The sequence below is a fragment of the Mesotoga sp. H07pep.5.4 genome (genome assembly GCF_003664935.1).
GTDB lineage: Bacteria > Thermotogota > Thermotogae > Petrotogales > Kosmotogaceae > Mesotoga > Mesotoga prima.
Window position 1 is genome coordinate 1 of record NZ_JFHM01000007.1, and the last position, 22063, is coordinate 22063.

General features: G+C 44.6%; 19 protein-coding genes and 1 tRNA gene. 4 read left to right on the forward strand and 16 right to left on the reverse strand.

Annotated features, from left to right (window positions below):
• On the forward strand, positions 1-480 hold a 480-nt coding region (locus Y696_RS04510), incomplete at its 5' end, for a group II intron maturase-specific domain-containing protein (protein ID WP_310793746.1).
• Between the two features lie 541 nt (positions 481-1021).
• On the opposite strand, the gene Y696_RS04515 is transcribed toward Y696_RS04510, so the two are convergent.
• The gene (locus Y696_RS04515) at positions 1022-1462 is read right to left on the reverse strand and encodes a response regulator (RefSeq protein WP_006492563.1); all 441 of its coding nucleotides are present in this window, start codon (positions 1460-1462) and stop codon (positions 1022-1024) included.
• 2 nt (positions 1463-1464) lie between these two features.
• Entirely contained in the window at positions 1465-3540 is a 2076-nt protein-coding gene (locus Y696_RS04520) for a PAS domain S-box protein (protein WP_006492565.1), read from the reverse strand.
• Positions 3541-3727: 187 nt separating this feature from the next.
• Here Y696_RS04520 and Y696_RS04525 point away from each other — a divergent pair, with 187 nt between their 5' ends.
• The gene (locus Y696_RS04525; RefSeq protein ID WP_006492567.1) at positions 3728-5143 is read left to right on the forward strand and encodes an HD domain-containing phosphohydrolase; all 1416 of its coding nucleotides are present in this window, start codon (positions 3728-3730) and stop codon (positions 5141-5143) included.
• 553 nt (positions 5144-5696) lie between these two features.
• Here the strand turns inward: Y696_RS04525 and Y696_RS04530 are convergent.
• A tRNA-Glu gene (locus tag Y696_RS04530) sits at positions 5697-5771 on the reverse strand.
• A gap of 83 nt (positions 5772-5854) precedes the next feature.
• On the opposite strand from Y696_RS04530, the gene Y696_RS04535 reads away from it, so the two are divergent.
• The gene (locus tag Y696_RS04535) at positions 5855-6646 is read left to right on the forward strand and encodes an alpha/beta hydrolase (protein ID WP_006492568.1); all 792 of its coding nucleotides are present in this window, start codon (positions 5855-5857) and stop codon (positions 6644-6646) included.
• Here the strand turns inward: Y696_RS04535 and ribF are convergent.
• Genes ribF through rbfA form a run of 3 tightly spaced genes read right to left on the reverse strand, consistent with a single transcriptional unit; the run spans position 6623 to position 8805 of the window.
• Complete coding sequence (gene ribF, locus Y696_RS04540) at positions 6623-7519, reverse strand: riboflavin biosynthesis protein RibF (protein ID WP_039882993.1); 897 nt, start codon at positions 7517-7519, stop codon at positions 6623-6625. The genes Y696_RS04535 and ribF overlap by 24 nt on opposite strands.
• A gap of 1 nt (position 7520) precedes the next feature.
• Entirely contained in the window at positions 7521-8441 is a 921-nt protein-coding gene (gene truB, locus Y696_RS04545; RefSeq protein ID WP_006492571.1) for a tRNA pseudouridine(55) synthase TruB, read from the reverse strand.
• Entirely contained in the window at positions 8434-8805 is a 372-nt protein-coding gene (rbfA, locus tag Y696_RS04550; protein ID WP_006492572.1) for a 30S ribosome-binding factor RbfA, read from the reverse strand. Before rbfA ends, truB begins: the two co-directional genes overlap by 8 nt.
• Before the next feature lie 386 nt (positions 8806-9191).
• Between rbfA and Y696_RS04555 the strand changes: the two genes are divergently transcribed.
• Positions 9192-9884, forward strand: coding sequence for an N-acetylmuramoyl-L-alanine amidase (locus tag Y696_RS04555; RefSeq protein ID WP_006492573.1), 693 nt, complete (start codon positions 9192-9194; stop codon positions 9882-9884).
• Positions 9885-10083: 199 nt separating this feature from the next.
• Here the strand turns inward: Y696_RS04555 and Y696_RS04560 are convergent, their stop codons facing one another.
• Genes Y696_RS04560 through nusB form a run of 10 tightly spaced genes read right to left on the reverse strand, consistent with a single transcriptional unit; the run spans position 10084 to position 22061 of the window.
• Positions 10084-11391 (reverse strand): MFS transporter, encoded by a 1308-nt coding sequence (locus Y696_RS04560; RefSeq protein ID WP_051070385.1) that lies wholly within the window; start codon positions 11389-11391, stop codon positions 10084-10086.
• Between the two features lie 15 nt (positions 11392-11406).
• The gene (era, locus tag Y696_RS04565; protein ID WP_006492578.1) at positions 11407-12303 is read right to left on the reverse strand and encodes a GTPase Era; all 897 of its coding nucleotides are present in this window, start codon (positions 12301-12303) and stop codon (positions 11407-11409) included.
• A gap of 7 nt (positions 12304-12310) precedes the next feature.
• Positions 12311-14347: a glycine--tRNA ligase subunit beta gene (glyS, locus tag Y696_RS04570; RefSeq protein ID WP_006492580.1), complete on the reverse strand. Its 2037-nt coding sequence runs from the start codon at positions 14345-14347 to the stop codon at positions 12311-12313.
• Positions 14340-15194: a glycine--tRNA ligase subunit alpha gene (locus tag Y696_RS04575; RefSeq protein WP_039882883.1), complete on the reverse strand. Its 855-nt coding sequence runs from the start codon at positions 15192-15194 to the stop codon at positions 14340-14342. Before Y696_RS04575 ends, glyS begins: the two co-directional genes overlap by 8 nt.
• A 22-nt stretch (positions 15195-15216) precedes the next feature.
• The gene (locus Y696_RS04580; RefSeq protein ID WP_006492583.1) at positions 15217-16881 is read right to left on the reverse strand and encodes a DAK2 domain-containing protein; all 1665 of its coding nucleotides are present in this window, start codon (positions 16879-16881) and stop codon (positions 15217-15219) included.
• Between the two features lie 15 nt (positions 16882-16896).
• Complete coding sequence (locus Y696_RS04585) at positions 16897-17244, reverse strand: Asp23/Gls24 family envelope stress response protein (protein WP_006492584.1); 348 nt, start codon at positions 17242-17244, stop codon at positions 16897-16899.
• Entirely contained in the window at positions 17219-19099 is a 1881-nt protein-coding gene (gene dxs / locus Y696_RS04590; RefSeq protein WP_006492585.1) for a 1-deoxy-D-xylulose-5-phosphate synthase, read from the reverse strand. Before dxs ends, Y696_RS04585 begins: the two co-directional genes overlap by 26 nt.
• Before the next feature lie 3 nt (positions 19100-19102).
• Positions 19103-19924, reverse strand: a complete 822-nt coding sequence (locus Y696_RS04595) for a bifunctional 5,10-methylenetetrahydrofolate dehydrogenase/5,10-methenyltetrahydrofolate cyclohydrolase (protein ID WP_006492586.1) — start codon at positions 19922-19924, stop codon at positions 19103-19105.
• Positions 19925-19935: 11 nt separating this feature from the next.
• Positions 19936-21603, reverse strand: coding sequence for a formate--tetrahydrofolate ligase (locus tag Y696_RS04600; RefSeq protein ID WP_039882885.1), 1668 nt, complete (start codon positions 21601-21603; stop codon positions 19936-19938).
• Positions 21604-21614: 11 nt separating this feature from the next.
• A complete protein-coding gene (gene nusB, locus Y696_RS04605; protein ID WP_006492588.1) occupies positions 21615-22061 on the reverse strand; it encodes a transcription antitermination factor NusB in 447 nt (148 codons plus the stop codon).
• Positions 22062-22063 lie beyond the last annotated feature (2 nt).

Consider the following 22063-nt stretch of genomic DNA (forward strand, 5'->3'; position numbering starts at 1 on the left):
AAGCTTCATCCAGAGAAGACCCGTATTGTCTACTGCAAAGACGATAAAAGGAAGGGCGAGTATCCAAATACAAGCTTTGACTTTCTAGGATACACCTTCAGAGTCCGTAGCTGCAAAGCCAGAAACGGGAGGATCTTCTACAGCTTCACCCCTGCAGTGAGTGAACAGGCAAAGAAGGCGATGAGACAGAAGATCCGGAGAATGAGACTTCAAACCAAGTCATACCTGAGTATTGAAGAACTCTCAGAAAGAATCAACCCGGTAATAAGAGGTTGGATAAACTACTATGGACACTTTCGCAGATTTGAGATGTATACAGTACTGAGTCGGCTAAACAAAGCCTTAGTTCAGTGGGTAAGAAACAAGTACAAGAAAAGGAGAGGTCGCACAAAAGCGGGTAAATGGCTAGAAACTCTTGCTCGCAGGGAGCCTCGTCTATTTGTACACTGGACGATGGGGATATTCTATACGGCTGGATAATGGGAGCCGGATGAATCGAGAGATTCAAGTCCGGTTCTGAGAGAGCCTGGGGGTGAAATCCCCCTGGGCTACTCACCAGCATAAGAACCGCTGTACGCTGGGAAGATTAAGAATCCGTTGGCTTTTGCGGGTTGCTGTTTTCTGGGAAGAGAGTGAGAGAGTGAAGAACGGTTGTTTGTTGGTCCAGGATCATGTCATGCTTGAAATTGTTTCAGAATCCGGTTCCTGCATTGTGATTTTGGTTCCCATTCTTGCAACTTGGAACTGTTCCTTTGCTCTTTCCAACCCCCTACCCGCTATCCCGAACCTCGTTTCATAAGCCCAAATCCTGAACAGGAGCTTTTCAGGCAGAATAGGTTCGTTCAACTATTGAGGAGGACGATCTCTATCCTTGGGAAGACTGATCCTCAATAGCGGGCGTGCCGCCGCACGCCCTCACATCCGTTTGAATCGAATTTATTCGCACATGCAACTACAACTTGGAACTGATCTTTTGCTCTTACGAACCCCCAACTTCCGACCGGAGCCACGGCCTTACAACTCATTCAAATGGAGGACCAACGTTGATCGTGAGCCAGTAATCACCAATGGCCCTGGCTACAACGAGGAATTCCTCGAAGTTAACCGGCTTGACTAGGAAGGAGTTTACTCCACTGTCGTAACAGATAGCTCTGTCTCCTTCTTCTCGGGAAGAAGTAAGAACTACAACCGGTATTCTTTTCGTTAGTTCGCTTTTCTTCATCTCTTGAAGAACCTCATGCCCGGAAATGCCGGGTAGTTTGAGATCTAGCAGAACAAGATCAGGCAGTGGGAAAGCCTCTCTATCACTGAAGGGTCCGTTACCGAATACATAATCGAGCGCTCTTTCCCCAGTCTTTGCGATTTCGACGTGATTAGTGAGCCCCACCTGCCTGAAGGAATCAAGAGTCAACTCAATGTCCATCAGATTATCTTCAACCAGAAGTAAGATCGCATTTTTCAAGGCTAAACCCCCTTAATCTTCAAAGTGAATTTCGAGCCTTCCCCGGGTATAGATTCCAGAGAGACGTCTCCCCCCATTAGCAAAACCGATTTCTTTACAATCGAGAGTCCAATACCAGTGCCTGGAAACTCCTCATCAGTGTGTAGCCTCTGAAACACATTGAAGATTCTTTCGTAATACCTGTCTTCTATTCCGATCCCATTGTCTTCTATCGTTAGAAAGACCCAGCCGTTCTGATGCTTGGAGGATATTTTTACTATGGGGCGCGACCCGGCTTTGTGATAAGTCAACGCATTCTGAAGGAGATTAGTTACTGCTCTTTTTAGAAGAGATTGGTCTGCATAGACCGTTGGCAAATCCGTAATTATGCTTACCTCTGCCCCTTCCTCTTCAATTCTCCGGTTCAACGTAGATATGCAGTCGTCAACGATACTCTTCAAAGGTAGTTTGTTCAGGTGAATCGATGATCTACCGATTCGGGAGTATTCTAGAAGGCCGTCTATGAGATCGGACATATCTCCTCCAGCTTTCGATATAAATCCGAGATACCTTTGTCCCTCTTCGGGAAGGGAGGACATATAGCGATCTGAAATGATCTTTGAAAAGCCGTTAATAGCCCTTAGAGGAGCTCTCAAGTCATGTGAAACCGAGTAGGCAAAGGACTCCAGCTCTTTATTAGCCGCTTCGAGCTCTTCTGTTCTATTTTTGACTCTCCTTTCTAGTTCCTCGAGCATTAGTTCTCTTTGAGTTACATCTTCAAATATCGCTACGACTTCATGTGATCTGTCTGGATAGATATAATTATCGGCCCAGAAGTCTATTCTTTCATCTTTGTAGCGCATTACTGGATGATGCAGTGGACGGCCGGTCTTCCAAACCTCGATGAGCTTCTGGTAAATTCCTAGCTCTGTAACTGATGGAAAGATTGCCTTGACACTTCTTCCAAGTATCTCCTCTCGATTTACTCCAGTAATTCTACAGCCAGATGGATTCATATCCAAGAATACGACATCGTCACCTTCATTGATTACTCTATATATGGCCACTCCAATGTTCATGTTCATATATAATTTTCTGAAGCGAAGTTCACTTTCTTTGAGAGCAAGCTCTGCCTTGTGTTGTTCTGTCACATCCTCAAGTATTCCGAAGATTCCTTCAAGATTTCCGTTTTCATCACGAATTGGGGCGTTGTAAACCTTTATGATGACTTCTCTTCCATCCTTTGTCCTCCGTGTGAATCGTTTGCCCTTAACGGGAAGGCCTTTCAGAGTTTCTACGTTCATTCTCTCGTGTTCTTCCTTTTGCGTTTCTAGAATGTAAGGCAGAGGTTTGCCGAGGACCTCTGAGCATTTCCATCCAAATATCTCTTCTGCCGCCTCATTCCACGATGTAACATTATAATCGAGATCAAGACTTACCATAGCTACCGGTGAATTCTTCACAATCACCGCGAGCTTCTCACTCGTGGAAGCAAGTTCCCTTTCTGCTGCTTCTCCCTGCTTGCGCGCTATTTGGCCCGTCATTGCCCAGCCCACTATCATCGTTGCCGCCGGATAAACTATCATCACGGGCAACGCTGCCATCTCAAAAAAAGTTTCTCTGCTTTGAGAAGGAAGAAGAAGCATGCACAGAAGCATAAATATATGTACTACGATTCCAAATAGATACAGCTCTAGTAGTGAACAATCACCTGGATCTCTTCTTCTATAATGTCGCCAGATGAGACCCACGGAAATCGAACTAAGTATTGTGCTTATTCCCGGAATCGTTCCCTCGCCGCCCATCAATATCCTCAAGCCAACGGCCATCGAGGCCGAAATCATGGAGGGAATAAATCCGAAAAAGAGACCTATTAGACCCAGTGCAACCGATCTGGTATCGCAAACCACGCCGGGAGAGAGCTGCCAAGAATTAAGCATGACACCAACTGTAACCAATCCGAGAAGCAATCCAGAGTTGATTTGCCTTGGCATTTGTCTGCTTGGTGTTGACTTAACATAGAAGGCGGTGTACAAAACCACAAAGGTAATAAGTAGTGCTGCGTTATTGACAAGCGCAAGCAGTACTTCTTTTCCCATATTGACTCCTTTTGAGGGTTGAATGATGAAGCCCTAGAGAAAGTATAATCTGCGCTCTTAACAAAAGAATCTATCAGTGAGAGTGTATCACTCACAGGTTTTCAAATTACGCTGAAAAGGACAGTATCTGCTCGTTCGAACATGGCAGTCCTGCATGATATTATTGTTGGGTTATCGGGAGGTGCTTATGGACAATACCGTTGATGGAAATTTCTCTGATTTTTCGTCGATAAAGATACTTCTCGTAGAAGATTTGAAAAGTGATGCGGAGCTCGCGAAACTAGAAATCACAAAAGGACTTTTGGATTGGTGCGATTCTGTTGGTTTCTTGAGGGTAGATAATCGTGAAGAATTTCTCCAGTCAATCTCTAATTACAAGCCCGACATAATCATTTCCGATTACATGATGCCTCACTTCAGCGGGATGGAAGTAATAGATCTTGCTTTGAAGTTCTCTCCCAGTACGCCTATAGTCATTCTTACTGGCTCCATGAACGAGGAGACTGCCGTTGAATGTATGAAGGCGGGCGCCTCAGATTATGTCATAAAGGAACATATGGCAAGGCTCCCGTTCGCAGTCAAGGAGGCAATAAAAAGAAAGAAGGAAGAAAGACTCAGGGCCGCAGCTGAAGAGGCTCTTGAAGAAAGCGAAAGGAAGTTTCGGCTTATTGCAGAAAAGGCGAATGATCTGGTATATAGATATGAATTATTCCCAGAGAGAAAATTCTCGTATGTCAGCCCTTCTGCCACAAAGATTACAGGCTATACACCGGAGGAGCACTACTCAAATCCAAATCTTGGTTTCGAACTGGTCCATCCTGATGACAGATGGAAACTTGACGGGCTTTCAGAGCAAGTGAATCAATCGCCGATTCTTTTGAGATGGATCAGAAAGAATGGGGAGATTATTTGGACAGAGCAGATGAATGTGCCCGTTTATGACGATGAAGGAAATCTTATTGCAATTGAAGGAATCGCCAGAGACGTTACTGAACGCCAAAAAACCAGCGAAGCGCTGAAGGCAGCCTTCAATTCAATTGTTACTGTGTTGTCTGATGTGCTGAATCTGAAGGATCCATACACTGAATTCCATGAGAAGAACGTCGCAAAACTTGCCGTGGAAATTGGAAGAAAAATGGATCTTGACGAACAAACGATCGAAGCTTTGAGAGTTTCGGCAATGGTTCACGACATAGGAAAGATTATGATTCCCACCGAGATATTGTCGAAGCCCGGAAAACTGAGCGATATAGAGTTTGAAATAATAAAGAGGCACTCCGTGACAGGTTTCGAGATTCTTAGAAAAGTCGAACTGCCCTGGCCCGTTGCCGAAATCGTTTATCAGCATCATGAGCGCCTCGACGGTTCCGGTTATCCCAGACACTTGAAGGAAGATGAAATTCTTCTCGAAGCCAAGATAATTATGGTTGCCGATGTTGTCGAAGCGATGAGCTCCCATAGACCGTATAGAGCCGCACTTGGTTTTGATGCCGCACTAGAAGAAATCAGATCGAATGCCGGAAGGCTTTACGACCCGAAGATCGTTGAGATTTGTACTTCGATAATAGAAGGAGGATTTACCTTTTTAGAATCAGATCAGTAGAAAACCTCTGCCCTCTTCAAAAATCCACGCAATTTCAAAACCGATCATTTTCTAGATGCTTGGGAAGGGAAAAATAATTCCTCAACCGCTGTTTAATTAAAAAGCAAAGAGGAAAAAATAGAAGCCGCCTCTAATGGGCGGCAAAGAACAGGAAGTGCTAAAGTGAAAATAATAGGCATTGAATTATGATAGCATAGCATCTGCGAAAACTCATTTCCTATAGAGACAAACAGATTAATAAATCGATAAGAATTAGTTATGCTCTGCTTCGCTATTTGACTTTTCCTTTGTAAGGCTTTTGGATAATATGCTGGTTGTATTTTCTAGCTGGTTCACATAGAGATCAGTTGTTCTAGGTTATAAAAGTGTCTAAAGAAGGCTCGCAATCAAGACAACGCGAGCGAGAATAGAGTTCTTTGCGATCAGCTATTAAAGGGAAAGCAGAGGGTTGAAAGACATCAAAGGAACCCAGAACAAAAAAGAGCTCAAAAAGCGAAAATCTCCCAGCTGGGAGATTTTCAATGGAACTTACGCCGATGGAGAACTAAAATGTTGGCAGCCCCACGGGGAATCGAACCCCGACCTTCGGACTGAGAATCCGGTGGACTAGCCGTTATCCTATGGGGCCGAACAGAAATAATATTATCATGCTCTCTGGCTTTTGTAAACACCCCTGTTGAAGAGATATAATCAGTTTGAGGAGGTGTTGCGGTGTTTGTTAGAAGATGGTTTTCTTCGGGCAAAAGGGCAAGCGTAGTGATTTGTCACGGAATTGGTGAACACAGTGGAAGATACGACGGTTTTGCTACTTATCTTAACGGAAAGGGATTCGATGTGCTTGCGGCGGATTTTCCAGGTCACGGCATGCATTCGGGAACTCGGGGTTTCATTAAGTCATTTGACGACTTCACGTCGCTTGTAAAGGAAGTTGCCGATCGAGTGAAGAAGATTCAGCCCGAGCTTCCCCTCTTCCTTTTCGGGCACAGTATGGGAGGACTTATAGCTACAAGAGTCATAGAGGAGCATCCAGATCTTTTCAGTGCCGCCGCCCTCAGCGCTCCCCATCTCTTTTCCGCAAAGGATTCCGTCAAGAATCTGCTTCCGTTGATTTCGATTATTAGACGAGTTGCACCAAAAACTACATTCAGTAGTTCTTCTCGTTTCACTCCCGCTGACTTGTCAAATAATGAGAGAGCTGTACAACGATACATTGCAGATCCTTATGTGCATGATCGAGTATCACCGAATCTCTTTTTCGGTCTTGAAGATAGTATCAAGCAGGCATTGGAAGAGGCGGATAGAATAACGACACCTACGCTAATAGTCTATGGTTCCGCGGACAGGGTTGTTGATCCAATAGGAGGAAAGGAGCTCTACGAAAAGATTAATGTGGAGAAGAAAATGCTGGAAATCCCGGGGGGAAAGCACGAACTGTTTGCCGACGAAGAAAGAAGGTCTCAATTCTTCGGGGCGATTTCATCATTCTTTCTTGAGCATATTTAGGTGTATCTCCAGCCAGCGACGGGCAACTCTTTCATCATGTTTTATCTGTTCTATTAGCTCGCCCAGAGAGTCGAATTTCAACTCGGGCCTTATAAATTCAAGGAACTCCAGTTCAAGGTTTCTATCGTAGAGATTGCCAGAATAGTCAAAAAAGTATACTTCATACTTGACTTCTTCCGATGTGTTTACTGTGGGTCTGAAACCAACATTTAGCAAACCAAAGTAATCTCTAGAGTCAATCGTCGACATAATTATGTAGACACCCGATCTTGGTATTACTAGCCTTTCATCTCCCCGATGTATGTTTGCAGTCGGAAAACCAATCTTGGCGCCAAGCTGCTTGTCTTTGTAAACCTTGCCTCGTATCGAGTATCTCTTTCCTAGAAGGGAATTCGTGAGGCCGATGTCCCCTTTAGCTATAGATTCCCTTATCCAGCTGCTGCTAATTCTGCGCCCATCATATAGCGCGTCGGGTACGATCTCAACTCTCAAGTCTCCTTCTTTTGAGATCCTCTCCAATAGCTCGATATTTCCCTTTGCACCGTTTCCAAAGGTGAAATCACTTCCGACTACAATTGCTCTCATGCCTTCACTCATCAGCCTGGAGATGTAATCTTCCGGTTCAAGATACCTGATTTCTGACATGTTGACAGTTACTACCCTTTCAATTCCGGTAGCCAGAATCAGTTCAAGTCTCTGTGCAACAGGATAGATTATCCCCGGGAAGTTTGGAAAGTAGTATCCCCAGGGATAGACAATTGAGATTGCTGTACTCTGCAAATCTAGATTGGCTGCTATGTTTACCGTCTTTTGCATGATCGCTCTGTGACCCAAATGGACGCCGTCGAAATTTCCTATGCAGGCAACATACATATCAAGCACCAAGAACCTTTTCCAGTTTTGCAACTCTCTCGAGCGAATTCTTAGCTAGGAGTGTCTTGATGAATGAAGAAGTGCGCTCTGATCTTGCGACTGCCAATAGTCGTTCGTCGCTACCGATTATTCTGATTAAGTCGTTCTTCGCAAACTTTCCCATAACACCTGCCACTCCGCTGGCATAGATCTGTTTGCCAAGGAGGACATTGCTGCTCTCAGAATCGTTTAGCAGAAGACCTGGAAGGAAGTCAATCGAATCTTCGAGTGAAATTATTGAGAAATCAGACACATCGTCGATCTGGTGTGCAGAATCAACGGAGAAATTACCCTGAGAAATCCTTCGTAGTTTAGTAGCCGTTGCGCCGCAGCCAAGTTTGTACCCAATATCCATAACCAACGATCTGATGTAAGTTCCCTTTGAGACCTTAGCTGTAAAGGTGACTTTCTCATAAGAAATGCCAATGTCATCGATAGAATAGATCTTAACCGGTTTTGGCGGAAGGTTGATTATTTTGCCCTCTCTAGCGAGTTTGTAAAGCCTCTCTCCGTTGTACTTCTTTGCAGAGTATGCGGGAGGAACTTGAAGATACTCTCCTTCAAATGATTTGAGTGCATTAAAAACCTCATCGAAAGAGAAACCCGGCACCTTCCGCTCTTCAACAGTCCTGCCCGTAATGTCAAATGTATCTGTAATTCTTCCTAGCACGAGCTCGGTCATATATGTTTTGTCCATTTCAAGAAAGTACTCGAGAATCCGAGTTCCCTTGTTTACCCCAGAGATAACGAGCCCACTGGCAAAAGGGTCCAGTGTTCCCGCATGGCCTATCTTCTTTGTCCCCAGTCGACGTCGAAGGAGGTTGACAAGATCGTGTGAGGTAATTCCGACCGGTTTGTCTACAAGTATAATCCCATCACTCATCTTTCGTGTTTGTCCTCTCCCTTTCGATCTTCTCCAGCAACTGAGCTACTCTCAAGCTTGCTTCTATTCCAATGTCTTCTTTAAAACGGATTTCAGGGGCTTTGAACAGACGAATGTTCTTTGCAATTGCAGTCCTGAAGATTCCCTTATCTTCATTCAGCCTTTTAACCAGCTTTTTCTTGCTTTCATCTGGTCCCATAAGACTTACAAAGACCGTTGCAAAACGCTTATCTTTGGTAAGTTCTACCCTGACTATTGAAACCATTCCTAGCGAGTCGTTGTAACTTGTGTAAGATGATAGAGTTACCGTGAGAACCTTCTTTATCTCAGACTCCAACATCTCTTTCCTGTAACTACTTGCCATGGCTCTCACCTCCGGGATAATTATAACCTACAACGGAGCTAAGAGGGAGTTCCTTGGGAAGTAGCGGTTTTAGCGAAATGTACATCCATTATTAGCTGCAATTTTACTTAGAAACGGTTTTCAGTAACTTGTTGACTGAAGGACAAGAATCCACCAAGAAATTGGATGATATTGAATGAACGATGTATTAAACGCAATTGATATTTATTGGGCGGGCATGACACAGTGCGCGTTCTGTTGTTAGATCAAAAATATGATTCCGATAATTGGAGAGAGTGATTGTGCCTCCCTGAGCTTGCATAAACGGAACTCTTTGCCGATAGCTTAACCCGATTAATCTGTAAAGAAGTTATAATCTGTAGTGATCAACAGTTAGGAGTGATTCTATGTGTTCAGAAAGAAGAAAGTTTGTCGTTATTCTTGCTCTCTTTTTTTCCACATTTGCTTTTTCGCTTACTATCTGCATCGACCCCGGTCATCAGAAAGAAGCGGACCTGACTCTTGAACCTATAGCTCCAGGTTCGGAAATGACTAAGGCAAGGGTTTCCACTGGGACACGCGGATCCTCGACCGGTATTCCAGAATACGTTTTTAATTTGGAGTTCTCTTTCATGTTGAGGGATAGGCTTCTTCAGGAAGGGTATGAAGTTGTCATGACCAGAGATAGTCACGATGTCAACATAAGCAATGTTGAAAGGGCGAAGATAGCAAACGAGGCGAATGCCGATCTTTGTATTCGAGTCCATGCTGACTATAGCTCCGATAGCAGCCTCAAAGGATTCATGTTACTAATTCCATCTGAAACCTCTGCTCAAAGTCCATTGATCTATTCGGACAGCAAAAAGGCCGCGGAAAAGATCATGGCAAGTCTATTGCAGATCGATGGTATAGATTCACTTGGAATTAGGCCACGCGACGATATTACTGGATTCAACTGGTCAGAAGTTCCCGTACTAATCTTCGAAGCGGGCTTTATGTCAAATCCCGAAGAAGATGTCCTTCTCTCTACCAGAGATTACAGGGAAAAGCTCGTGGAAGCTCTCGTCACAGGAATTGAGGATTACTTTCTGACGAAGTAATGTGATTCAAAGGTCGAACAGAAAGGATCTTTTGTCATGGTTCTTTTCTGGTTGTTCCTCAATAAATAAAAATTGCTGCCCTTTTCGAGGGCAGCGAAGCGGTCTGAGGGTTACTTCAGCAATTAGATTATACAACTTTCTTCTCGATATTCCAAATCAAAGCCACTCCTGAAATCATCTTTCACCTCTTGACAGACATCTACTTTTCTTTTTCCATTGTTTGAGCAGCTTCCTTCATCTTTCTATGAAGGTGATCGATGTCTCTTGGGAAAGCTAATGCTGCAGTAAGCAGTATCAGCCCGCAAGGCAGCCAGAATAGAGCGGAAACATTCATAGCAACTCCAAGAGATCCTACTGCCGTGGCTAGAGTTCCAGCAAAGAACTGTCCAAATCCCGTTCCAAGAGAATCTGTCAAGTTAAAAATCGAGAATATCCTTCCTCTGTTCTCAGGAGGATTGACATTCATCAGCATAGTCTTCATGTTTGGTCCTGTCATTGAAGCGGAGGCTGCGGCTACCATGCCCAGGGCTCCCAGCATCACAAATCCGCCTGCTCCCTCGATAGGTGGGAAGTTCAGAGCCAATAGAGCAACAAATGTCCCTATGACAGTCATTATCCCGCTGAAGAGCGGCATGTAGGCAGGTTTCTTCTTGTAAAGCAAACCGCCGATGAGACCACCGAAGAATATCCCGAGTACGTTTCCGACTCCGAAGAAAATGAATATTAACGTGGCCGATTCCTTTGAAAGATTCTTAGAGGTTTCGAAGAAGTTTACAAGGTAGTACGGTATTGCTCCCCAGGGAATCGTTCCAAGAATTCCCTGAATGAAGAGAATGAGATTGGTCTTCACCTTGAAGAGATTCTTGTAGTCAGACAGTCTGACTTTTCCAATGTAGTTTATCCCTTGATCCACGAGTTCGCCGACTGCAACTTCGGCGGCTCCTCTTTTTGGTTCTTCGGCAAATGCAAAGAATAGAAATGCTAGAACAATGTTTGGAAGAGATACGATGATGAACGGTGTTCTCCAGCCAAGTGATGTTCCTGTGAATCCGGCGATTACCATTCCCACAATGGCTCCAAGGGAAATTGCCGTAGAAAGAAAGGAATTGACCTTTGCTCTCTGAGACTCTTTGAAAGCATCTCCGGCGTAAGAAAAAACGACTGGGAAGAGCGCTCCTACGCCTATACCAGTTAGGGCCCTTGCAAGAAAGAGCTGCGGAAAAGTCTGTACGAAGGCGGAGAGGAAACAGGGTATTTCACCGACTAGAACACTGAAAAGAAGCAGAAGCTTTCTGCTGTACTTGTCTGCCAGAAAACCCCAGAGAAGAGAAATCAGTGCGCCCACTATAGTGAAAGAACCTTGTATAAGGCCGATATCTGCCTTAGTTATTCCGAATTCCGCCTCGATTTCGCCGATGTTGGGAGACATCACCATCTGATCAGCATTAAGAAAGACCATCATGAAGAGCAAAAGAAAGAGGACAAAAGCTGCCTTTCCCTTTTTCATCTGCATCACCCCGATTTAATGAAGTTCGTCTTTGAGGTTAGTAAACTCCTGTATCATGGAATCTTTGTCTCTCCATTTTTCTCTAACTTTGACAAACAAATCCAGGAAAATCTTTTGATCGAAAATATACTCAAGATCTTTCCTCGCATCGGTACCGATTTTTTTTATCATCGATCCTGCCTTACCAAGGATTATCGGCTTCTGACTGCTTCTCTCAACAATTATATCTGCCCTGATTTTCAGTATAGTGCCGTCGTCTTTGAACTCCTGAACCACAACGCCAATAGAGTGCGGGATCTCCTGCCGGGTATTCTCAAGGATCTTTTCGCGAACGACCTCCGATGCCATAAATCTCGAAGACCGGTCAGTTATGACATCCTCGGGAAAAAGTAACTCTCCCTCCGGAAGGAAATCGAATATTGCTGAAATCAGCTCATCGACTCCCATAGCCTTTATCGCTGAAATGAAGAACGTACGGCTGATATTTTCGAAGAGCTGTTCGGCCTTTTGTCTGAACTCCTCTATGAGTCTCTTGTCTTCGTACTCATCGATCTTGTTTATGGCGAGGAAGACAGGAATGTGACTTTGGTTCACATGATTCGAAACCAGCCTGTCCGATTCTCGAAGGCCGTCGGTTGGGTCAACAATGACCAGCAGTAGATCAGACCCTACTAGCGATGAAGTTGCAACTTTCAGTATGTATTGCCCGAGTCTGTGAAGCGGTTTGTGAATTCCAGGTGTGTCATAGAAGACTATCTGGCCGTCATCAGATGTCAGGATCCCCCCGATTCGATTTCTAGTTGTCTGAGGTTTATCAGAAACAATAGCGATCTTCTCGCCGATGATGGTGTTTATGAGGGTTGACTTCCCCACATTGGGTTTTCCAACAAGAGCAACGGTCCCGGACTTCATTGACGGTTCACGTTCTTTCTTCTTCAAGAAGAAGCGAAAGGTCGCCTATCTTCAGGAAGAGCAGATCCAACGATTTAAGAAAGCCGAGTCTGTTAAGGCGAATATCCTCCTGGTCAGCCATTACAAAGACATCGTCAAAATATCTGTCTATTTGTGGCTTGAGAGATGTGAGAAGCTCAAGAGACTTCTCGAAATTATCTCGCTCTAAGGCATCCATTACATCGTCATAACACCTCAGATAGTCGTTCAACAGATCACGTTCGGCCTGTTCCACAAACTTTGAGCCGTCGAATATATTCTCCAGGTGATTTTTGCTTATGTTGTGAACCCTCTGATAAGCAATAAGAAGATTATTGAAATCTTCCTTTTTTATGTACTCTTCGATTGCTTCTGCCGCTCTTACCCCTAGATATGGAACGTTCCACCACTTGTTCACGGATCGAGATATATTGATTGAAAAGCCTTTCTCAATAAGAAATGCTTCGAATCTAGATGAAAAGAAGTCCCGAATCAATTCATCGGATTCTTTAGAAATCGTTCCGAGATTTTCCATGGCTTTGCTTATTAGACTATCCAGGGAGATCTTCCAGCCGAGATGATGCATAGTCCGGAAGATGAAGCTAGCTTTTCTCCTCAGCGCATAAGGATCCTTCGAAGCGGAAGGTATATTTCCTATCATGAAGTTGCCTACAAGCGTATCCAGCCTATCTGCAACCCCTACGACTGCGCCAGTCAGTGTTGTGGGAATGGAGCCGTCTAGATAGTGCTCTTCAATTCCCATAGCAACATCGTGACTCTCTTTGGAATACAACGCATATATCCTTCCCATTATGCCTTGGAGCTCGGGGAACTCCTGAACGACTCTGGTGGTTTGATCCGCTTTAGCAAGGAGAGCCGTTCTCTGAACCTCCAGAAGTTCGTCGTTATTTGCTCCGAGCATCCTGGAAATCTCTGTGGAAAGCTTAACTGTTCTATCGGTTTTGTCCTTCAGCGAGCCAAGACCACGTTGAAACAAAATTCCCTCCAGCGCATTGACGTACGCTTCGAAAGGTTTCTCTTTATCCTTGATGAAGTAGAAAAAAGCATCTTCCAGCCTTGCATTGATGACCTCTTCATAACCCTGTCTAATATTACCCATCGGATCATCTGGACCATCCTGAAAAGCCACGAAGTTATTCGTCAACTTGCCATCCTTGTCAACCGGGAAAGTTCTCTGATGATGCTTTATGGTTACGATTATTACTTCAGGCGGGAGCTCGAGGTACTTCTCCAAGAAACGCCCAAGAACAGCGGAGGGATATTCCGTCAAGGAGACTACTTCGGCAACCAGTTCTTTATCGACAGGAATTTTGCTTTGAAGATTCGATTCAATTCTTCTGATTTCTGAGAGAACTCTCTCTTCCCTATCGCTTTCTCGAGCGATTACCAGAGCTTCACTCAATTTCTCGAAGTAATTGTAAGGTGATACTTCAACTTCGTCAAAGAAGAACCTGTGGCCCCTTGACTTGTTCGATGACTTCTTTCCAAACAGTTCCATCTCAAGCGTTTTGGAATCAAGCATCGCTACTATCCATCTTACAGGTCTCACGAATCTGTAAATCCCATCTCCCCAGCGCATCGGTTTCTTGAAATCCATGGACTTCAACGAGTCGGAGAAGATCTGAGGCAAAAGAGCTTCAGCAGTCTCGCCAGTTATTTCTCTCTCAATGTAAACATAGCTGTCCTTTACTATTACGTCCTCTAGCTTCGCATTGCTTCCTCTCAAAAAACCTAGAAGCGCCTTTGTCGGCACACCGTCCTTATATGCGATCTTCTCGGACGGTCCTTTCCTCTGCTCCATGAAATCGGCTTGTTTTCCATCGATACCGTGAATCAGCACTCCGAATCTTCTGCTCGCAACGAATACTTCCAATCTGTCAAACCGCAGATGATAGTTTTCAAGAGCCTCTCCGATCTTATCATTAAGTTGGTCTCTGATGCCAGTCACTTCACTTGATGGCAGTTCTTCAATTCCGACTTCTAGCAGAGCTTTGTGATCACTCATCTGAATCGCTCTCCTTTGCTACGTATGTTTCTGCAACTGCCTTTGCCATCTCTCTAATGGATTTTATGTAGCTCTGACGCTGTGAAACGCTGATTGCATTTCTCGCGTCAAGCAAATTGAAGACGTGAGAACATTTAATCATGTAGTCGTAAGAAGGTCTGACAAGACCACTATTAAGGCAGAGCTCGAATTCTTCGCGATATAATCTGTACAGCTCAAAAAGCCTTGAAGTCTCGGCCACATCGAAATTGTAAGCGGAGAATTCTTTCTCGTTTTCGAGAAAGACGTCTCCATACTTGAATTCTCCGTTCCAGTCTATATCAAATATGTTCGCTTTTTTCTGAAGATACATGGTGATTCTTTCCAGTCCATAGGTGATTTCCAGAGAAACTAAATCAACGTCTATGCCACCTACCTGCTGGAAATAAGTAAACTGACTGACTTCCATTCCGTCTAGCCAGACTTCCCAGCCTACTCCCCAGGCGCCGAGAGTCGGAGACTCCCAGTTGTCTTCAACAAATCTAATGTCATGTTCCTCAGGATTAATGCCCAGTGCTTCTAAAGAACCGAGATAAAGTTCTTGCGAGTCTTCGGGATTTGGCTTTATTATTACCTGGTACTGGAAGTATCTTTGAACTCTCATTGGATTCTCGCCATATCTTCCATCTGTTGGTCTTCTACTGGGTTGAATGAAAGCTACCTTCCAGGGTTTCTTCCCAAGTGACCTAAGAAAGGTCGAAGGATGGAAGGTTCCAGCCCCCATCTCTAGATCATAAGGCTGATCTATGATACATCCCTGCATAGACCAGTATGAGTTAAGCTTCCCTATCACGTCCTGTAAGTACATTCTTCCCTCCTGAGCTACTAGTCTATTCAATTGAGATTAAGTAGTAATAATAGGGCTGTCCACCACTATGAATTTCGAATTCAAGATCTGAGAAACTTCCTGAAAGGGATTCTAGAAGCTTTCCAGCACTTTCCTCAGTTACTTCCGATCCATAAAATATCGTTACGACTTCCTTCTCACTGTCCTTACCAATAGTTGCCTTGATCGAATCGTGAACGAGCTTCTCAAGTTTCCTGCCAGAGCTTATCAGGCCGTCTCTTCCTATTGCAATGTATTCGCCTTTTCTGATCTTCTTTCCTTTCATGCTAGAATCTCTCACAGCATAGGTAATCGAAATCGGCGAAATCGAGTCGGCCGCTTCTTTCATTTCTGCAATGAGTGCTTCACTATCCATTTCATCGTTATATACAGTCATAGCCGCAATGCCTTCTTGCACAGTACGAGTTGGGATTATGTAAACCTCTTTCCCGGGATTTTCGTCCTTAATAGCATTAGCAGCCTCTTTGGCGGTTAGAATGATATTCGGGTTATTGGGGAGCACAATCACCTTATCTGCAGCTATTCTATTTATGGCTTCGTAAAGGTCTTTTAGGCTCGGATTCATTGTCTGACCGCCCTTAACTGTGTGATCTACACCAAGGCTCTTCAGAACGTCGGCAAGACCTTCACCAGGGGAGACGACAATTACTCCATGACGCTTACCTTTACCATACATTTCTGGTCCTTTCGACTGAATATCAACTATGTGCTCATGTTGAACCTTCATGTTGTCAATCTTAACCTTTTGAAGTAATCCCACCCCTAAGAACTTCTCGATCACATCTCCAGGGTGGTCGGTGTGGACGTGGATCTTAATAATATCATCTTGATGAACCATAACTATCGAATCTCCCATTGCATCAAGATAACTCTTCATCTCTTCTGATACTTCTTCAGGGTTTTCTGAGTCGTTGAGGCTCACAATTAGTTCCGTGCAATATGTAAATTTAAGTTCTTCCCTGACGATCTCAACTATCCGTTCCGTTGACGACCCCATCGCTTGAGGCATCTGCTGAATAGGACCTTCAAGCTCTAGATCGCCCTTCACTGCAAGCACAAAACCTTCGAGAATATAAGCCAGCCCCTTTGCTCCAGAGTCAACAACGCCAGCTTCTTTAAGTTTGGGAAGTAAAGTTGGAGTCTTTTCCACTGCATCGAAAGCGACATGAATTAGATTTTCGAAGTATTCTTCAAAATCCTCAATATCTCCGAATTGTTCGTTTGCGGTGTCGGCCGTTACTCTCATTACGGTGAGCATGGTGCCCTCAACGGGTTTCATTACGGATCTATAGGCAATTTCCTTTGCTTTAACTAGTCCTTCAGTGAAGGCTTTGGTGTTTACGAATTTTCTGTTTCCAATTCCCTCGGCAAATCCTCTAAAAATCTGTGAGAGGATAACGCCAGAATTGCCACGGGCGCCCATAAGCATTCCGGTCTTGACTGCTTCCAGAACGCTCACCAGATCATCTTTCTTCAATCTATCCAGATATTCACAGGCCTCTATCATTGCAGCGGCCATATTAGATCCCGTGTCTCCGTCTGGAACGGGAAAGACATTCAGCGCGTTGATCTCATCTTTATTTGCAAGAAGTCGTTCAGCGGCTTTCCGGAAGGCGGCGACAAAAAACTTGCCGTTGATACGTTTCATATCTTGAGCCTCCCATCAATCCTGCAAGCCGACAACATGAATGTTCACTTTTATATTGGTAGCTTCAGTAAGTTCCTTAAGCTTGTGAAATACGTTCTCCTGGATATTTTCTACAACCGTTGGTATTCTTACGCCATACTCTAGAATTAGATCGATATCGATTTCAAGGGTGCCATCGATTTCTTCTGTCACTTTGATACCTTTTTTCGAGTCTTCTGTCGTTCCGAATAACTTTGCCAAAAAACCCGTTTGGGGGGATCCTACATTGACCGGTCCGTAAGACTCCGATACAACCTTCTTGACTATTGAAGAAATGGCCTGAAGAGAAATATCGATCTTACCGAATTCTGTAGTTACTTGCATTCTTTTCACCTCTCAGTTTAGAGATTCTATTCTCTATTCCCCTGGCATCCAACCCCAGCTCGTTTAACACCTCTTCTCTTGTACCGTGAGAAGAAAAGGCATCATCGATTGCAATTAAATCGATTCTACCACTGTAGTTATGTCTGATAGCTTCAAGTACCACATTTGAGCCGAAGCCTCCGCTCTTTATTCCTTCTTCTACTGTGATTATTGTCTCGTAATCCGAAAAGATTTGCCTTAAAGTCTCAATGTCCAGTGGTTTTATTGAACGACAGTTGAAAAGGGTACATCCGTTGATGTAAGCAGCCTCTCTGCTTCTGGAAACCATAGAACCTGTAGCGAGAATTGCGATTTCATTTCCGTCAATAAGCTTTTCCCACTTAAAGATTTCTATCTTCTTCAAGCTGGATGTTATCTCATCAATGTCTGCGAGTTCTGTTTCCCTGGGGTACCTGATGGCAGTCGGGTGAGTCAACCAATTCTGGTCAAATATGGTGAATAGCATGTTGGCGAGCTCTTTCAGTGAAGCGGGAGCAAGAACACGCATATTCGGAATCATCGAAAGAAAAGAAATGTCGAAGATCCCGTTGTGAGTCGCACCGTCCTGACCGACTATGCCCGCCCGATCAATAGCAAATAAGACGGGGAGATCTTGAAGAGCTACGTCATGAATTAGCTGGTCAAGAGCTCTCTGTAGAAAAGTCGAGTAGACAGCGAAGACGGGTTTTACACCTGCCGCAGCCATTCCACCTGCAAAAGTAGTACACAGCTGTTCGGTTATTCCAAGATCGAAAAACCTTGCCGGGTGTTTTTCTGAGAATTCGGTAAGTCCTGTCCCGTCGGGCATCGCTGCAGTGATAGCCGTTATCGAGGGATCCTTTTTTGCCAGATCGGTTAGGACCTTTCCAAAAACCTCGCTGTATGTCACTTCTCCATATTGCGAGATCTTTTCTCCATTCTCCGGATCTATTCTACTCACACTGTGAAACCTTGTAGGATTACTTTCGGCATACTCAAGACCCTTACCCTTCTTCGTAACGACGTGTACTAAGAAGGGTTCCTTAAGATTCTTAACTGCAGAGAAGACAGCTTCCATTTCTTGAAAGTCATGTCCCTTCACTGGACCAACGTAGTTCAGTCCCATATCCTCGAATAAGTTGCCTCCGAGAATAGAGGCTTTCAAGCCACTCTTGATCTTCGAAAGAAATTGCTCGAGACTGCCGAGCTTCATTGCTTCCAGTGCGTTTTTCAGATCGCCTTTCATCTCTCTGTAAACTGGATTGAGTCTCAGCTCTGCCAGAGAAGTGGAGAGACTTCCAACATTCTTTCCAATGCTCATTCCATTATCGTTGACAATCACTTTTATCTTCGATCCGATGTCTTTCATCTGATTAAGTGCTTCGAGTGCCATTCCAGAAGTCAGTGCTCCGTCTCCGGCTACAACTATTATGTTCTTTGAATTTTGGAAGATGTTCTCGGCTTGCTCCATACCTAAGGCTGCTGGTAGTGATGTGCCCACATGGCCCGCACCAAAAAAATCGTAAGGACTCTCGTTTCTACTCAGAAAGCCACTGATCCCGCCTTTCTTTCTTAGAGATTCGAAGCACCCATAACGACCGGTAAGTAGCTTGTGAGTGTATGCCTGATGCCCGGTATCCCAAATTATGATGTCCTCATCTGGGTCGAACACGCGATAAAGTGCTATCGTCAGTTCCACCGTGCCCAGATTAGAGGCTAGATGACCGGTATTCGACGATACAACTCTTGTAATCGTTTCTCTCACTTCACTTGCGAACACTTCCAGCTGTGTATAGGAGTATTCCTTAAGTCTTCTGTAGAGTGGCTGTTCATTCATTTGTTATGACTCCATTCTTTCAAGAGACTTCATATAGTGTTTGAAGAGAAGAGCAGTCGTAACACTACCCACCCCTCCGGGTACGGGGGTTATCGCAGCGGCAATCTGGCTTACCTCGTCGAAATCCACATCGCCTACTAGTCTGCCATCTACGAAGTTGATTCCCACATCTACTACAACTCCACCTGGCCTTACCATCTCTCGTTTAACGAAACCGGCTATGCCAACTGCACTGACTACTATGTCCGCGTTGAAAGTCTTCTCGGATATGTCTCTGCTTCTTGAATGGCAGACGGTTACGGTTCCGTCCACTCCTTTTTTCAGGAATAGAAGGGCCAACGGCTTTCCCACTGTGTTAGATCTTCCCACAATAGTAATGTCCCGACCCCTAATCTCGATTCCGTAGTAGTTGAGAATTTCCATTACTGCTTCAGCTGTGGGAGGGGCAAAGAACTCCTCATCGTTGATAATTCCCCCGAGGTTCGATACAGTTCTCCCTTCCAGATCCTTTTCGGGACTTAGAGCAGCTAGCACGGCCTTTTCATCAGCATTCTTCAATGGGTGCATAACCATGATCCCCGCGACGGTTTTGTCTTCATTTATTTGTAAGATTTCTTTGACAGGACTGCTGCCGCTATTTCTTACTATGACATCTATACCGAGCTTATCTCCCTGTCTGTTTATCGATTTCATGTAAGTTCTGTTGGATGAATCCGGTTCATCGCAGAACAAAACAAGGGAGGGTAGCCCTTTCTCTCTGCTCTTTAGAGCTTCCCTAATTTCTGAATAGATGCTTTCAGCAACTATCTTTCCGTCAAGTATCATAAGTCAACACCTCAAAAGAGCCCGCTTATCTTTCCGTTCGCATCGACATCAATATGCTTTGCATTAGGGTCTTTACCAAGACCGGGCATCAACATTATCTTACCGGCAACTACAACTATAAATCCCGCTCCGGCAGAAAGGTTCAGATCCCGTACCTTGAATGTGTAACCCTCGGGAGCTCCAAGTTTCTTTTCGTCATCCGAGATTGAGTACTGGGTCTTTGCAACGATTATCGGAAGGCGATCTACTCCCTGCTTCTTAAAAAGGCTCAGTTTGCTCTTCGCAGCCGGTTCGAGCTCGACTTTTCCTGCTCTATATATCTCTTTTGCGAGTTTTTCCAGTTTTTCTTCAAAGGAGAGATCCGCTGATAGTAGGGGTTCGTAATCGTTTGAGTCTTCTACTAGTTCTATGAGCTTATTTGCAAGCTCGATTCCACCGGCTCCACCTTCTGCCCAAACCCTTGACAGCTCGTAAGGAATAGAATTCATAACGCAGAGACTGTCGAACTTATCTCTCTCATTCCGAGTATCTTGCGGGAATTCATTGAGAGCAACAACCACAGGGATACCATACTTGCGAAGGTTTTCATAATGAACTTTCAAGTTATCGAATCCGAGTTCAAGAGCCTTGACATCCTCTTCCTCGATATACTTCTTAGGCGCTCCACCATTAAGTTTAAGTGCCCTTATAGACGCCACGAGTACTACCGCGCTCGGCTTGAAACCGCCTACAGGAGAAACAAAGTCAAGGAATTTCTGCGCACCTAGATCGGCTCCAAAACCAGCCTCAGTAACAACGTAGTCGGAGAGTTTAAGAGCCATCTTTGTTGCAGTCAATGAGTTCGTGCCGTGCGCGATGTTGGCAAATGGTCCTCCGTGAACAAAGGCAGGCGTGCCTTCAAGTGTCTGAACTAGATTTGGATCTAGAACATCTTTCAACAAAGTTGCCATAGCTCCTTGAACACTCAGGTCTTTTACCGTTACGAATTCTCCGTCGTAACTTCTTCCAACAACAATTCTGGACAGTCGTTCCTTGAGGTCGACAAGGTCTTTGGACAGACAGATAATTGCCATTATCTCAGATGCCGCAGTTATTACGAAACTGTCCTCTCTGGGATAACCGTTTGCAGACCCGCCCAGGCCCACGATGATTTGTCTCAAGGCTCTGTCATTCATGTCCATGGTTCTTGGCCAGTATATCTGGGTAGGATCGATTCCCAGTTCATTCTTGAAGTTAATATGCGCATCGATAACTGCAGAAAGAAGATTGTGAGCGAGTGAGATGGCGTGAAAATCGCCAGTGAAATGAAGATTTATCTCTTCCATCGGGAGCACTTGAGAATAGCCACCACCAGCCGCTCCTCCCTTGATTCCCATAATTGGCCCAACAGAGGGTTCCCTAAGAGTCACGAAGGCCCTTTTGCCGATTCTGTTGAGGGCCATAGCGAGACCAACGGAGGTGGTGGTCTTCCCTTCACCTGCACTTGTTGGACTTATGGCGGTAACCAGAACGAGTTTTCCGTCTGGTCTATCCTGCAGCTCCTTAAGATACTGGTGGGATATCTTCGCAACATATTTTCCATAGCTTCTAAGATACTTTTCAGGGATCGATAAAGATGAAGCGATCTCATCAATCTTCCTAAGCTCCGCCTTCTGTGCTATGTCCAGATCAGTCAGCATGTACGACCTCCTTATAGATTCTTTTTCTCCGTTGATGCGCACTCTCGAGCAATTCTGTCGAGAACGCCATTTACGAACTTACCACCTTGCTCTGAACCATACTTTTTTGCGATGTCTATCGCTTCATTAAGAGTTACTTCAATTGGAATGTCAGGTTCATAAATTATCTCGTATGCTCCGAGTCTGAGGACGTTCTTATCGGTCGAGGCAAGTCTCTCAAAAGTCCAGTTCGTGAGGTGTTTTCTAATAACGCTATCTATCTCATCACGATACCTCAAAATGCTATCAAAATACTTCCTTGTCCTAAGCTTCATCTCGGTTTCCATTGAGAAGAAACTGAGCTCTCTCTCGAGATATTCAGACGAAGTCTCCATATCTTCATTGAAGTCAAACTGATAGATCGCGCTGAAAACAATCTCCCTCATTTTTCGTCTGCTTTTGTTTGGGCCTGCCGTCACCT